This is a genomic window from Verrucomicrobiia bacterium, assembly GCA_019634625.1.
Lineage (GTDB): Bacteria > Verrucomicrobiota > Verrucomicrobiia > Limisphaerales > CAIMTB01 > CAIMTB01.
Map to the genome: position 1 here is coordinate 106,521 of JAHCBA010000013.1, position 14,515 is coordinate 121,035.

General features: G+C 68.9%; 11 protein-coding genes and 1 pseudogene. 6 read left to right on the forward strand and 6 right to left on the reverse strand.

The window, feature by feature from the left end:
* Nucleotides 1-82 precede the first annotated feature (82 nt).
* Nucleotides 83-1,051, forward strand: a complete 969-nt coding sequence (locus tag KF833_10135) for a PmoA family protein (GenBank protein ID MBX3745655.1) — start codon at nucleotides 83-85, stop codon at nucleotides 1,049-1,051.
* Between the two features lie 171 nt (nucleotides 1,052-1,222).
* On the opposite strand, the gene KF833_10140 is transcribed toward KF833_10135, so the two are convergent.
* Together KF833_10140 and KF833_10145 are read right to left on the reverse strand one after the other, a co-directional pair.
* Entirely contained in the window at nucleotides 1,223-2,191 is a 969-nt protein-coding gene (locus KF833_10140; protein ID MBX3745656.1) for an N-acetylglucosamine-6-phosphate deacetylase, read from the reverse strand.
* A 516-nt stretch (nucleotides 2,192-2,707) separates the two neighbouring features.
* Nucleotides 2,708-3,316, reverse strand: a complete 609-nt coding sequence (locus KF833_10145) for a CHRD domain-containing protein (protein ID MBX3745657.1) — start codon at nucleotides 3,314-3,316, stop codon at nucleotides 2,708-2,710.
* Nucleotides 3,317-3,409: 93 nt separating this feature from the next.
* Between KF833_10145 and KF833_10150 the strand changes: the two genes are divergently transcribed.
* The 5 genes from KF833_10150 to ggt all read left to right on the forward strand — a co-directional run bounded on the left by KF833_10150 (nucleotide 3,410) and on the right by ggt (nucleotide 9,942).
* Nucleotides 3,410-4,135 carry a TVP38/TMEM64 family protein gene (locus KF833_10150; protein ID MBX3745658.1) on the forward strand — a complete coding sequence of 242 codons (726 nt, stop codon included), beginning with the start codon at nucleotides 3,410-3,412 and terminating at the stop codon, nucleotides 4,133-4,135.
* A complete protein-coding gene (locus KF833_10155; protein MBX3745659.1) occupies nucleotides 4,132-5,742 on the forward strand; it encodes a mercuric reductase in 1,611 nt (536 codons plus the stop codon). Before KF833_10150 ends, KF833_10155 begins: the two co-directional genes overlap by 4 nt.
* Before the next feature lie 133 nt (nucleotides 5,743-5,875).
* On the forward strand, nucleotides 5,876-6,940 hold the full coding sequence (gene gap, locus KF833_10160) for a type I glyceraldehyde-3-phosphate dehydrogenase (protein ID MBX3745660.1): 1,065 nt from the start codon (nucleotides 5,876-5,878) through the stop codon (nucleotides 6,938-6,940).
* Between the two features lie 168 nt (nucleotides 6,941-7,108).
* On the forward strand, nucleotides 7,109-8,215 hold the full coding sequence (locus KF833_10165) for a sugar kinase (GenBank protein MBX3745661.1): 1,107 nt from the start codon (nucleotides 7,109-7,111) through the stop codon (nucleotides 8,213-8,215).
* Nucleotides 8,216-8,226: 11 nt separating this feature from the next.
* Nucleotides 8,227-9,942, forward strand: a complete 1,716-nt coding sequence (ggt, locus tag KF833_10170; protein ID MBX3745662.1) for a gamma-glutamyltransferase — start codon at nucleotides 8,227-8,229, stop codon at nucleotides 9,940-9,942.
* Between the two features lie 247 nt (nucleotides 9,943-10,189).
* Here ggt and KF833_10175 read toward each other — a convergent pair.
* The 4 genes and pseudogenes from KF833_10175 to KF833_10190 form a co-directional block, all read right to left on the reverse strand.
* Nucleotides 10,190-10,801 (reverse strand): annotated as a pseudogene (locus tag KF833_10175) (peptidylprolyl isomerase).
* On the reverse strand, nucleotides 10,798-11,670 hold the full coding sequence (locus tag KF833_10180; GenBank protein ID MBX3745663.1) for an inositol monophosphatase: 873 nt from the start codon (nucleotides 11,668-11,670) through the stop codon (nucleotides 10,798-10,800). Before KF833_10180 ends, KF833_10175 begins: the two are co-directional and overlap by 4 nt.
* Nucleotides 11,667-13,385, reverse strand: a complete 1,719-nt coding sequence (locus KF833_10185) for a cation:proton antiporter (protein ID MBX3745664.1) — start codon at nucleotides 13,383-13,385, stop codon at nucleotides 11,667-11,669. Before KF833_10185 ends, KF833_10180 begins: the two co-directional genes overlap by 4 nt.
* A 30-nt stretch (nucleotides 13,386-13,415) precedes the next feature.
* On the reverse strand, nucleotides 13,416-14,474 hold the full coding sequence (locus KF833_10190; protein MBX3745665.1) for an AAA family ATPase: 1,059 nt from the start codon (nucleotides 14,472-14,474) through the stop codon (nucleotides 13,416-13,418).
* Nucleotides 14,475-14,515 lie beyond the last annotated feature (41 nt).

The window sequence follows — 14,515 nt, forward strand, 5'->3', positions numbered from 1 at the left end:
GGAGGGCGGGTAACGCTTCGCCATGCCTCTTGGTTTCAAGGATGGTTTATCGGCGAAGGTGGGTCGGCGCGGATTTCTGAGGATGTTGGGCTCGACGCTCGGGGTGGGAGCCGTCGGTTCGGCGCTGCCCGTGCCGGGCGCGGTGGGGACCGTGGGTGGGGGAGACGGGACCCAGGCGACCGCGGAATTGGCGTGGGCCCGGGATCAGGAGTCCCTGCGGTTGACGTACGGGCCGCGGGAGCTGCTGCGGTACCAACTGCGGAAGCCGGCCAGGGGCGGTGCCTCGGTGGAGAGCGGCGGCTATCTGCATCCCGTGACCACGCCGGCCGGAACGGTGGTGACGGAGGTCGGGCCGGCCGATCACCGGCATCATCGGGGGGTGTTTCTGGGATGGGTCGAGATGCGGGGAACGGATGCGGCCGATTTCTGGGGCTGGGGCGAACCTGCGCCCACCGCGGGGCGGCGCATCGAGAACGTCACTGTGGAGGGGTTGCCTCCGACGCTGGGCGTGGCCCGATTCCGTGCCACCAACGCGTGGAAGGCCGGGGCGCGCAGGATGGTTCTCGAGGAGGTCCGGGTGACGCTGGCGTTCCGGGAGGGGGCAACGGTCCTCGATTATGTGACTCGGCTGACGGTGGACGCGCCGGTCACGGTGGCGCGGTGGGCATTCGGCGGGTTCGCGGTCCGCACCCGCATCGACGGTGCAGTGGCGCCCATCGGACCGGAAGGGGCGGTCCGGCGGGCGAGTCCGCGCCACACCGACCCGGACTCGAACTGGCCGGATGCGCCCTGGTACGGGCTGCACTTGAAGTTCCGGGACGGGAAGGAGGCAACCGTGGCCGTGGCGGGTCGGGAGGCGAATCCGCCGACGTCCTGGCATGTCGTGCCGGGCATTGGTCTGATCAATCCCAGCGTGACGGCGAAGGGGGCCCTGCGCCTGGTGCCGGAGGAGCCACTCGTATTGCGGTACCGGATCATGGCGTTCGACGGGGCGCCGGCGGTGGCGTCATTGAAGCGGTTGGGGGAGGGTTGGTATTTCGGGACGTCTTAGCCGTAGCCATGCAACAAGGTCGGGTGCGCTGGCTTGATCTTATCGGGCAGGAGCTTCGTCGTTCGATCGTTCCGTATCTCCGTTCCGATACGCACCTCGCGATCGATGGGGAAGGTGGATTCTCACAGAGGCACCAAGCCACGGAGACGGCCGAATCCCGCCTGTGGAGCTTCAGTGGGTTGCCTTGGAGACACCGGCTTTGGGAGATGGGAACCATCCATCGAGGCCGTGGGCGAGCACGGTCGGCAGGCATCCGCCGGCGGCTTCGCCCAGCATGGTGGCGGCACGTTGGGCGAGTTGGGACGGGGTGAGGGAGGATCCGGCGAAGTTGGTGCGGCCGGGTTGTCGCACCACGCCGTCCGGGCCGACTTCAAGAAGGAGGTGGCCGAGGGTGTGCGTCCCCGGCGGGGCTCCCGCGGCGGCCATGGCGTCGGTGGTGTAGTAGATCCGTTCGGGCGGAAGGACCCGGTGGAGGATTCGGAACAGGGACGGCGAGACGTGGAGGCCATCCGGAATGAGGCCGACCCGGAGGTCCGGGGTGTCGAGGACGCGCCAGATGATGTTGTCGTGGCGGTCGAGTTGCTGCGGGCAGCCGTTGGCGAGATGGGTGAACGCGCAGGCACCGGCGGCGGCGGCGTCCCGCAGGCGGGAGGCCGGGGCATCGGTGTGGCCGAGACTGACGCGGATGCCGAGGCGGACGGCGCGTTCGATGAAGGCAAGGGCACCGGGACGTTCGGGGGCCACGGTGATGAGGAGGGGATCGGAACCGGCGGCATCCCGGGCAGCGTCGGCGTCGGACGGTGACGGGTCGCGCATGCGGGCGGGATCGTGGGCGCCGTGGAATCCGGGTTGCGCGGAGAGGAAGGGGCCTTCCAGGTGCCAGCCGGGGATGACGTCACGGAGGAAGGGGTCAGCGTCCCGCAGGGCGCGGAGGCGACGCATTCGGCGCAGCATGCGGTCCCAATCGTCGGTGATGAGAGTGAGGAGGAACTGGCTGCCGGCATCGCGGCGCCAGGCTTGGGCGGCCTGATGGAGGGCCTCCTCGGGGAGGTCATCCCGTTGAAAATCGATGGCGCCGTAACCATTGACCTGCGGGTCGAAGAAGTGCGGCGGCGGGCTGGGCGTGGTCGCGGCGGTCATGGAGGCGAAGCGTAGAGGGTGAAACCGGGCGGGGCAGCATCGAAGCCGGTTGCCGGCCCGGTCTTTGAGGGCCGGGGCCGGGCACTGGGCGCAGGGAAGCAAATCGACGCAGAATTCGTGCATATGCACGAATTTTGCGTCGGTGGCGGGAGTGGGCGTTGAGTGGGTTGGCAGGGGGGTGGCGGACGGGGGAGAGAATAAACGGAAACGGCGTGCATATGCACGGAGGTTACGTCGATTTTGGATAGCGGAAGGGAAGTTAATAAGACAGACACACCTTGCTTGACGGGTATGGATACGCTGGCGACGAAGTCATCCACCTCTACTGCGGCTGGATGGGAGATTTTGGGGGCGTCGGTCGGGAGTTTGGGGGAGTTTGGAGTCAATAATAAAGAGCCGCACATGATAAGATAAGAAGATAAGTGAGGGTCGAAGAAGCAAAGCGACGCAAACTTCGTGCCTAGGCACGAAGTTTGCGTCGATGCGAGAGGGGGCGTTTGGGAGGCGGGAAGGGGGTCAGGTGGTGGAGCGGGTGGGGCGGCGAAGGCGGCGGTATCCGGCCCAGGCGAGGGCTGCGCCGGCGAGCGCGAGGGCGTTTTCGTGGGGTTCGGGGACCACCACCAGGTTGCCGCGAATCTCACCGGGAGCGTTCAGGGTGGTGTGCACGTTGAAGTAGAGCCGGTGCTCGAGGAGGGCGGTTTCGTGCGCCTCGGTGAGGGTCACGCTGCCGATGGCGAAGCCGTCCGTCGCCGAGGGATTCCAGCCGGCGCCGAGACCGCTGTGGGTGTCATAGAGCACGCCTGCATTGGCATTGAACGGATCGTCCCCGGGCACGATGCCGTGGATATGAGCGACGGTGGCGTCGCCGGTCAGATCGGTGAACCCGTTGCCGGAACCCCATCCGATGTTGAAGGAGAGGAGCCGGGTCTCGGTGTCGTAGGTGATGCCACCGGGGAGGAGGCCGCCGGTGCCGGGGGGATCGCCGGTAACAGCGCCGGTCTCATTTCCAGGAAGCAGGCCGAAGCCGGCCTTGCCTTCGAGGAGGAATTCCAGGATTCCGGCATGGGCGACCGCGGAGGCCATGGTCATGCCGAGGACGAGAGGAAGCCTCAAGGGGGATGCCATGGAGGAGAGTCGGACCGGAAATGGATTGAATAAGCAAGCATGAATTCGAGGATTCGGGTGGTCACTGGATTTCATGAGGGCATGGTGTCGGCCATGGACGATTCGGTGAAGAGGCCCGGGCGGACGAGGGGCGCGTGGCGGAGGGGCGTCTGGGGGGGCCTGGCGCTGGTGATTGTGCTGGCGGCGGTGCTGGCGGCGGCGATGGGCGATGGGCGGGGAAGGATGGAGCAGGTGTTGCGCGGGGTGGAGGAGCTTGGGGTGTGGGGTCCGGCGATCTTTGTGGGGGTTTATGTGGTGGCGACGGTGTGCCTGGTGCCGGGATCGGTGCTGACCCTGGGGGCGGGGGCCGCGTTCGGGGTGGTGCGGGGGTGCCTTTATGTCTCGCTGGCCTCGACGCTGGGGGCGACGGCGGCCTTTCTGGTCGGGCGCTACCTGGCGCGAGACCGGGTGGCGCGGACGATGGAGGGGAGGCCGGCGTTCCGGGCCATCGACCGGGCGGTGGCGGATGAGGGCTGGCGGGTGGTGGGGTTGACCCGGCTGTCGCCGGTGTTTCCGTTCACCCTGCTGAACTATGCCTTCGGGCTGACGCGGGTCCGGTTGAAGGAGTACGTGCTGGCCTCGTGGATCGGGATGATGCCCGGGACGGTGCTGTACGTGTATCTGGGGTCGCTGGCCCGGGACGGGCTGGTGGAGCGGGAACGGACGCCGGGGGAATGGGCGCTGTACGGTGTGGGATTGGTTGCGACCCTGGTGGTGACGTGGCGGGTTACCCGGCTGGCACGACAGGCCCTGGCACAGCGGACCGGAGGTGGGGCATGAGGGCGCCGGATGGCGGAGTCGTGGGAGGGGGGAAGTTCCGGGATGGCGCGGGGGACGATCTGCACCCACGGGACTCCGGTCCGGAAGGTCTGCCGGCCCTGGCGCCCTGGGATGGGCACAATCGGCGGCTGCGGGACCGGGTGCGTCCGGCGGACTGGCGGAAGCCCGAACCGGCGGCGCGGTACAATCTGGTGGTGATCGGGGGCGGGCCGGCGGGTCTGGTGGCGGCGGCGGCGGCGGCGGGGTTGGGGGCGAAGGTGGCGCTGGTCGAGCGGCACCTGCTGGGGGGGGATTGTCTGAACTCGGGATGCGTGCCTTCGAAGGCCCTGATCCGTTCGGCGCGGGCGGTGGCGGCGGTGCGGGGGGCCGGCGAGTTCGGGGTTCGGGTGGACGGCGGCATCGCGGTGGATTTTGGGGCGGTGATGGAGCGGATGCGTCGATTGCGGGCGGACCTGGGTTCCCACGATGCGGCGGCGCGGTTTCGCGAGTTGGGGGTGGATGTGTTTTTTGGAAGTGCCCGGTTCGAGGGGATGGACCGGGTGGCGGTGGAGGGCACGACGCTGCGGTTTGCGAGGGCGGTGATTGCGACCGGTTCGAGGGCGGCGGCGCCCGCCATTCCGGGGCTGGAGGAAGTGCCGTTCCTGACCCACGAGACCTTGTTTTCGCTGACGGAACTGCCGCGTCGGCTGGGGGTGATCGGGGCGGGTCCGATCGGGTGCGAACTGGCGCAGGCCTTCGCGCGGTTCGGGTCGGACGTGACCTTGATCGAGGCGGCGTCAGGGGTCCTGCCCCGGGAGGAGCGGGAGGCGGCGGCCTGGGTGGAGCGGGCGCTGGTCCGTGACGGGGTCCGGCTTTGCTGCGGGGGCCGGGACCTGCGGGTGAGCCGGGATGGGAACGGGATCCGGTTGACGGGGGAATGCCAGGGCGGGCGGTTCGATGAGAGGGTGGACCGGTTGCTGATTGCGGCGGGGCGGGTGCCGAATCTCGAAGGGCTGGGCCTGGAGCGGGCGGGGGTGGGTTGGGATGGGCGCGGGGTGACGGTGACGGACCGGCTGCAGACGACGAATCGGCGGGTGTACGCCTGCGGGGATGTGTGTTCGCGATTTCAGTTCACGCACGCGGCGGATTTCATGGCGCGGTTGGTGATTCAGAACGCCCTGTTCGGAGGGCGGGCGAAGGTGGGTGCGTTGGGCATTCCGTGGTGCACCTATACGTCGCCGGAGCTGGCCCACGTGGGCTGGAACGCGTCCGAGGCCGGGGCGCACGGGGTGGCGGTGGATACGTTCACGCAGCCGTTGGACGGGGTGGACCGGGCGGTGCTGGACGGCGCCACGGAGGGATGGGTGCGGGTTCATGTCCGGAGGGGAACGGACCGACTGATTGGGGCGACGGTGGTGGCCGACCACGCGGGCGACCTGATCGGGGAGATCGCGCTGGCCATGAAGGGGCGGCTGGGATTGAAGACGGTGGGGGCGACGGTCCACCCGTACCCGACCCAGGCGGAGGCGATTCGCCGGACGGGGGATCTGTACAACCGGACGCGGCTGACACCGTGGGTGAAGCGGATTCTGGGGTGGTGGATGGCCTGGCGGCGGCGGGGAGGGTGAGGTTCGGCGAGGGAACGGCACGAGGCGAACGGGAAGCCCCGCAAGTGCCGGCCCCGCGGGAATTGACGGTCCACGGGGGGCGCGTAGCATGGCCGCCGTTGACGGTTCTCAATTCGAAATCGAAGGAAAAAAGATGCCAGTGAATGTCGCTATCAATGGATTCGGCCGGATCGGACGCCTCGTCTTCCGGGCGATGGTGGAACAGGGCTTGGTGGGCAGGGACGTGAACGTGGTCGCGGTGGGCGACATCGTGCCGGCAGACAACCTGGCGTACCTGGTCAAGTACGACTCCACCCAGGGCCGGTTTGCGGGGACGGTCACCTCGAAGAAGTCGGCGCCGGACAAGGCGGACGACGATGTGCTGGTGGTGGACGGCAGCGAGATCCGCGTGGTCAGCGCCCGCACCCCGGCGGAGCTGCCGTGGAAGGAGCTGGGCGTGGACATCGTGATCGAGTCCACCGGGCTGTTCACCGACGCGGCCAAGGACAATCCGAAATCCGCCTACGGACACATCGTGGCGGGCGCGAAGAAGGTGATCATTTCGGCCCCGGCGAAGAACGAGGACGTGACGGTGGTGATGGGCGTCAACCACGACAAGTACGACCCGGCGCAGCATCACGTGATTTCCAACGCCTCCTGCACCACCAACTGCCTCGCGCCGCTGGTGCATGTCCTGCTCAAGGAGGGCTTCGGGATCGAGGAAGGCCTGATGACCACCATCCATGCCTACACGGCCACCCAGAAGACCGTGGACGGACCGAGCCGCAAGGACTGGAAGGGCGGGCGGACGGCGGCGATCAACATCATCCCCTCCACCACCGGCGCGGCCAAGGCAGTCGGGTTGGTGTGCCCGGAGGTCAAGGGCAAGCTGACCGGCATGGCCTTCCGGGTTCCGACCCCGACGGTTTCCTGCGTGGACCTCACGGTGCGCACCGCCAGGGACACCAGCTACGCGGAGATCAGCGCCGCCATGAAGAAGGCGAGCGAAACCTATCTCAAGGGCGTGCTGGAGTACACCGAGGACGAAGTGGTCAGCACCGACTTCATCCATTCCAAGTCGAGTTCGATCTACGACAAGGGCTCGGGGATCGAGTTGAACAAGCGCTTTTTCAAACTGGTGAGCTGGTACGACAACGAATGGGGTTATTCGTGCCGGGTCGCCGATCTGGTGAAATACCTGCTGGGCAAAGGCCTGTAGGGCGGGGTTCAGCCCGGAAATCGTTCGGGCCGGACGCGTGCGGATGCGTCCGGCCTTTTGAGTCGGGGAAGGGGGTGTTTCAGGGTTTGGGGCCGGCCGGGACCGGAATGGGGTTTGCGGGCCGGGAACTGACAGGAGAGAGGCACTGGACAGGAAAGAGGCACTGATATGGCGGTCATCGATCTGGCGTTGCGGAGAGCGGACTCGGTCCGTTGGGACATGCTGGCGTTGGGAGAGATCATGCTGCGGCTGGACCCGGGGGATTCGCGGGTGCGGGTGGCGCGGGAGTTCAAGGTTTGGGAGGGGGGCGGGGAGTACAATGTGGCGCGGGGTCTGCGGCGATGTTTCGGGATGCGGACGGGGGTCTGCACGGCGCTGGCGGACAACGAGGTGGGGCGGCTCATCGAGGATTTCATCCTGCAGGGCGGGGTGGCGACGGACCATGTGCTGTGGCGGCCTTTCGACGGGGTGGGGCGAACGGTGCGGAACGGGTTGAATTTCACGGAGCGGGGGTTCGGGGTGCGTGGGGCGGTGGGCACGCCGGACCGGGGCCACACGGCGGCGAGCCAGTTGAAGCCGGGGGATTTCGACTGGGACACGATGTTCGGGAAGGAGGGGGTGCGCTGGCTTCACACCGGGGGGATTTTTGCGGCGCTGAGCGAGAGCGCGGCGGACCTGACGATCGAGGCGGTGCAGGCGGCGAAGCGGCACGGGGTGCGGGTGAGCTACGATTTGAACTACCGGCCGAGCCTGTGGAAGAGCATCGGGGGCCAGGCGAAGGCGCAGGAGGTCAACCGGCGGATTGCGCCGTACATCGACGTGATGATCGGGAACGAGGAGGATTTCACGGCGGCGCTGGGCTTCGAGGTGGCGGGCGCTGACGAGAACCTGCTGCACCTCGATGTCGGCGCGTTCAAGGCGATGATCGAGACGGCGGTGCGGACCTATCCGAATTTCAAGGTGGTGGGGACCACCTTGCGGGCGGCGAAGACGGCGACGGTGAACGACTGGGGCGCCATCTGCTGGGCCGGGGGTGCGTTTTATTCGTCGCGATCGTATCCGGATCTGGAGATCCACGACCGGGTGGGCGGCGGGGACAGTTTTGCCAGCGGCCTGATCTACGGGTTGATGACGACGGGCGATCCGCAGAAGGCGGTCGAGTACGGGGCGGCGCACGGGGCCCTGGCGATGACCACGCCGGGGGACACCTCGATGGCGAACCGGAAGGAGGTCGAGTCGTTGATGAAGGGCGGCGGGGCGCGGGTGCAGCGGTGAGGATGAAGAGGATGCGGCAAGGGTGGCGATGGGTGGGGCTGGCGTGGCTGGCCCTCGGACAGGCATGGGGTGAAGAGCTGGGTGCGGTGGCCACGGGGCATCCCCTGGCGACCCGGGCCGCGGTGGAAGTCTTGCAGTCCGGGGGGAATGCCATCGATGCGGCGGTGGCGGCGGCCCTGACGCTGGGGGTGGTCGATGGCCACAACTCGGGGATCGGCGGGGGATGTTTTGTGGTGGCGCATCTGGCCGGGGGACGGTTGGTGGCGCTGGACGGGCGGGAGACGGCGCCGGCCGGGGCGACGCGGGAGATGTTTGTGCGGGGCGGGGAAGTGATGCCGGAAGCGAGTCTGACCGGGGCGCTGGCGGTGGGGGTTCCGGGGCAGTTGGCGGCGCTGGAGGCGTTGTCCCGGCGTCATGGCCGGTGGCCGATGGCGCGGGGCCTGGAGCGGGCGGCGGCGCTGGCGGAGGCAGGGTTTGAAGTGACGCCGGCGTATGCCGCGCGGCTGCGTGGGGAGGCGGAGGCGTTGGGGCGGTTTCCGGAGAGCGCGGCGATTTTTCTTCGGGCGGATGGGAGTCCGTGGGAGGCGGGGGAGACCCTTCGGCAACCGGATCTGGCGGCGACCTATCGGGCCATTGCGGCGCGGGGAACGCGGTGGTTTTACCGGGGCCCGTTTGCGGAGCGGACGGAGGCCTGGATGCGGGAGAACGGGGGGGTGATGACGCGCCGCGACTTGAGGCGGTACCGGGTGCGGTGGCGGGAGCCGGTGATTACGACGTACCGGGGCTGGACGGTGGTGGGATTTCCGCCTCCGAGTTCGGGCGGGGTGCATGTCGGGCAGATCCTGCGGATTCTGGAGGGATTCGAGGTGGGCGGATGGGGGGCGGGATCGGCGGATCTGGCGCATGTGTTGGGCGAGGCGATGAAGCGGGCCTTTGCGGATCGCGCGCACTGGCTGGGGGATCCGGACTTCGTGCGGGTCCCGAGGGGGTTGGTGGACGAAGGGTACGGGGCGGAACTGTCGGGAGGGATCCGGATGGACCGGGCGATGCCGGTCGAGGGACACGGCCAGCCGGCGGGTGGGGAGGGCGATGCGTTTGGGAGACGTCACACGACGCACCTGTCGGTGGCCGATGCGGCGGGGAACTGGGTGGCGCTGACGGCGACGATCAACACGTCGTTCGGATCGAAGGGAGTGGTGCCGGGGACGGGGGTGTTGTTGAACAATCAGATGGACGACTTCTCGGTGCGGCCGGGGGCGACCAATTTCTTCGGGCTGGTGGGTGCGGAGGCCAACGCGATCGCGCCCCGCAAGCGGCCGTTGTCGAGCATGAGTCCGACGTTGCTGTTGCGGGACGGCGCACCGGTCCTGGCGGTGGGGGCGGCGGGCGGGCCGACGATCATTTCACAGACCGTGCGGGCGGTGGTGGCCGTGGTGGATTTCGGGGCGACCACGGAGGAAGCCCTGGCGGCGGCGCGGGTGCATCACCAGTGGCGTCCCGACGTGCTGGTGATGGAGAGCGGGTGGGAGGAGGCTGCGGAAGGGGATCTCGAGGCGCGCGGGCACCGGGTGCGAACGGTGCCGAGTCTTGGGGCGGCGCAGGCGGTCGGGCGACGGGACGGGCGCTGGGAGGCGGTGGCCGATCCGCGGGGGGAGGGGTTGGGGGCCGTGGCGACCGGGTTTCAGACAGGCTCTAAGGCTCGAAGCCGCCCTGGAGGACGCGGATGAAGCCTTGAGGTTCGTGGCGGAGACCGTTGGCGGTGAGGTTCGAGACGGTGGGTCCGAAGGAATTCACGAACCACTCCCGGAAGTCGGTGGAGAAGAAGACGTGTTGGGTGTGGTTGGCGGCGGGTTGGAGGAGGATGCCGAAGGTGGCCGGGGACAACTCGATGGCGCAGGCGGCCGGGCTGACGTCCGGGAGCGGGGGTGTCACCTGGGCGGGATCGAAGGCCCCGGCTGCCGGGCCCACGCGGACGATGCGGACGCTTTCGAGGATGAGGGGCTGGACGGGGCGGTCGTTGACGCCGGTGGGGACCTTGCTGAGTTCGTGGACGAGGTCCATGCCCTCGACGACTTCGCCGAAGACCGAGTGGCCGTTGTCGAGCCAGGGGGTGTTGGTGACGGTGACGAAGAACTGGGCGCCGTTGGAGTTGCGGCCGGAATTGGCCATCGAGAGGATGCCGGGCCGGGCGTGGCGGAGTTCGGGGTGGAACTCGTCGGCGAAGCGGTAGCCCGGGCCGTCGGTGCCCTGGCCGTTGCGGGAGCCGCCCTGGAGCATGAAGCCGGGGATCACGCGATGGAAGGTGAGGCCGTCATAGAAGGGGCGGCGGGCGAGGCGGGCTTCGGGGAAGTCGATCCAGTCGCGGGTGCCTTCGGCGAGGCGGACGAAGTTGGCCACGGTGCGGGGGGCGCGTTCGAATTCGAGACGGGCCCTGAAATTGCCGGCACTGGTGACGAAGTCGGCGTAGAGGCCGTCCGCGACGGGATCGGTCGCCTGGGCGCGGGGGGCGGGGAGGGCGAGGCCGAGCAGAAGGGCGGCGAGGGCGGACACGGTGGCCGGGGCGGGGCGATCAGGACGGACGATCATGGTGTGGCGGCGTTGGGGAGGCGGCGGAGCGCCCGTTGGAGCGGCGCCGGGCCGACGAGCATCGCATATCCGGACCGATCGGCCAACTCGCGACGCCAGAAGACCCCGCCGGCGCGCTGCACGAGAAGGCCGCCGGCTGCGATGTCCCAGAGCTGGACCCCGCTCTCGACGTAGCCATCGAAGCGGCCGGAGGCGACGTAGGTGAGGGAGAGGGCGGCGGCGCCCATGATGCGGATCTTGCGGACCCGGTGGACGAGGTGCTGGAAGAGCGGGAGCATCCGTTCCAGGGAGGCGCGGCTTTTGGCGAAGCCGAGGGCGACGATCGATGCGCTCAGGCGGGTGGTGGTGGCGACGCGGATGGGTCGGCCGTTGAGGCGGGCTGGGCCGCGGTCGGTGGCGGTCCAGAGTTCCCCGGTGAAGGGGTCATACACGACGCCCAGGCGGGTGGCGAACCCGTCGGCGTAGGCCGCGCCGGCCGGGGAGAAGGCGGGTGCGTTTTCGGACCGCGACTGGAGGGCGATGGAGACGCAGGCGTGGGGGACGCCGTGGGTGAAATTGACCGTGCCATCGATGGGGTCCACGACCCAGCGCCAGGGGCTGTCGGGGTTTCCCCCGGTGCCTTCCTCGCCGAGGAGGGCGGCGTCGGGGAAGGCGCGTCGCAGGATGCGGGCGATGCGTTGCTGGCACCGGACATCGAGTTCGAGCTTGATGTCGTGGCGGGTTGCGGAGTGGACCTTCTTGGGGCGGTTGAGGTGGTGTCGCATGGCGCCTCCGGCGGCGCGTGCGGCGCGGGTGGCGGCATCGAGGCAGGCGGCGAGGGGGACGGCGGCAGGCGGACGGGGCGGGGCGGGGTTGCGGTCGGGGTTCATGGAACGATTTCCTGGCGTCCGGACAGGCGGAGTTCGAGGGCGGCCATCAGGTCGGGGAGGAGCCGGTTGTCGGCGGCGTGGATGGCGGCGACGAGGTCATCGGCGTCGCGCAGGCGGGGAACGAGCACGAAGGTGGCGCCGGCCTCGCGGAGGCGGGGGACATCGACGAGGACCTCGGCATGGGCGACGAGGCAGGCGTCGGGGTTGAGGGAACGGACGAGGCGGACGAGGCGGAGGTTGTCGGTGCCGCGAAGGACGGAATTGGGGAGGGTGCAGAGGACGACGCGGGCATGCTGGAGGCCGGCCTGTTTGAGGGTGTCGCGCTGGGAGATGTCGCCCCAGACCGTATGGACACCGCGTCGGACGAGTCGGCGATGGACATCGGGATTGAAGTCCACCACGGCCAGGCGGGGCAGCCAGTCGGGATGGTTCCGGGCGATTTCCTCGAGGAGGGAACTGGCGGTGCCGTAGAAGCCGAGGAGGAACAGGTCCGGGGTCGCGGGGTCTGCGGGGCGGGATTCGGGGGCGGACTGGCGGTCGCGGAGTCCGAGGCGGCGGAGCCAGGGTTCGGTGGCGAGAAAGAGGCGGTCCGAGGCTGCGATGGCGTAGCTTCCGGCCACGGCGAGGAGGAAGAAGGCATAGACCACCGGGGCGAACATCTCGCGTTCGAGATGGCCGGCCTCGACGCCGAGGGCGACCAGCACGAGGGCGAATTCGCTGAGGGGCATCAGGTTGATGGAAGCGAGGAAGGCGACGCGATTGCCGAGGCCGAGGAGGCGGAGGGGCGGCAGGACGGTGAGGGCGCGACTGAGGACGACGAGGGCGGCGAGGACGAGGGCCCAGCCGATGCCGTGGAGGGTCGGGGGGGGGATGGTGAGGCCGAGCCCGACGAAGAACAGCGTGATGAAGAAGTCGCGGAGGCTGGTGACCTTGGCGGCGACATCGAGGTGATAGGGGAAGGTCGAGAGGGCGACGCCGGCGACGAGGGCGCCCATCTCGCGGGACAGGCCGAGGAAATGGGCCAGTGCGGCGATGACGAAGCACCAGGCGAGGGCGCCGACTGAGACCAGTTCCGGCAGGGTGGCGACGCGATGGAAGAGGGAGGGCAGGATGTAGCGGCTGACGCCGAGGGTCACCCCGATGAGGATGCCAATTTTGAGGGTGGTGGTGGCGAGGACCAGGGCCGAGGGGCTGTCGAGGGCGGGCTGGATGCCGAGGAAGACGATGACCGCGACGTCCTGGAGGACCGACACGCCGACGGTGATGCGGCCGGCGAGGGTGTCGAGTTGGGCGCGGTCGGTGAGGATCTTGACGGCGATGACGGTGCTGCTGGCGGCGGCGGCGACGGCGAGGTAGATGGCTTCGAAGTGGCCTTTGCCGAGCGGATGGTCGAGAGCGGTGAAGAAGGCGAGGACGATGGCGACGGTTCCGAGGATCTGGACGGTGGCGGTGACAAAGATGGGGCGTCCGGCGCCGATCACGCGTTTGAGGTCGATTTCGAGCCCGATGACGAAGAGGAGGAGGAGGAGGCCGATACCGGAGATCGAGTCGATGGAGGCCTCGTTGGTGACGATCCCGAACCCGGCGGGCCCGATGACGTAGCCGGCGACGAGGTAGGCCAGGAGGACGGGCTGGCGGAGCACCTGGGCGACCACGCCAAAGAGCCAGGCCGCCACGATGCAGAGGGCGATGTCGGTGAGAGGGCCGGGGTCCACCTGGGGTTGCGGGAGGGGTGGCGGGTGAACTCAGGAACGCGAGCGCGCGAGGAGGCGCCGGAGCGCGGCGGCCGGGTCATCGACCAGCGCGGCGTCCACCTCGAAGCGCCTGACGCGGGAGGAGGGCAGGCGGAACTTGAGGTCGCGGAAGACGCGTTCGCAGACGGTCATCAGGCCCCGGGCGCCGGTGCCTTCCCCGGCCGCCTGTTCGGCGAGCCTGCGGAGGCCGTCGTCGGCGAACTGCACCTGGATGCCATAGGCGGCGAAGGCCCGACGGTACTGGTGAATGAGGCTGCTTTCGCTCTTTCGCAGCACGTCGAAGAGGTGATCGGTGTCGAGGCCGTGGCAGGCGACGCGGACGGGGAGGCGCCCGACGAATTCCGGTTCGAGACCGTAGGCTACGAGGTCGGGGGTGCGGGCGCGCTGGAGCCAGCGGTCGGCGGACAGGGAATCGACCGCCTCGGACGATCCGGTGGTGGCGGCGCGGGCGCGGACGAGGCGGTCGAGTCCGGAGAAGGCGCCGCTGACGACGAAGAGGATGTGGCGGGTGTTGATGGTATCGGCGGCGGAGGAGCCGCCGCGGACGGCGGCCATGGCGCTCTGGAGCTGGCCGTTGACATCGTTGGGAGACACTAGCGGGACTTCGGCGTCCTCCATGAGCTTGAGGAGGTTGGTCTGCACGCCGCGCCCGGAGACGTCGCGTCCGGAGCCGGGCTGGCGGGTGGCCAGTTTGTCCACCTCGTCGAGGTAGATGATGCCGTGCTCGGCGTGGCGGACATTGCCGCCGGCGCGGCGGACGAGGTCGCGGACGAGGTCATCGACATCGCCGCCGACGTAGCCGGTCTCGCTGAACTTGGTGGCGTCGGCCTTGACGAACGGGACGCCGATGAGGTCGGCGGCGGAGCGGATGAGGTGGGTTTTGCCGACGCCGGTGGGGCCGAAGAGGAGGACGTTCTGCTTCTGGTAGAAGGGGGCGGGCTGGCCTTCGCGGGTGAGGCGGACGTGCTGGAAATGGTCGCAGAGGGCGACGCTGAGGACCTTCTTGGCCTCCTGCTGGCCGATGACGAAGCGGTCGAGGTGGCGGGCGATCTCGGCGGGTTTGAGATCGAAACGGACGTCCGGCGACGGGG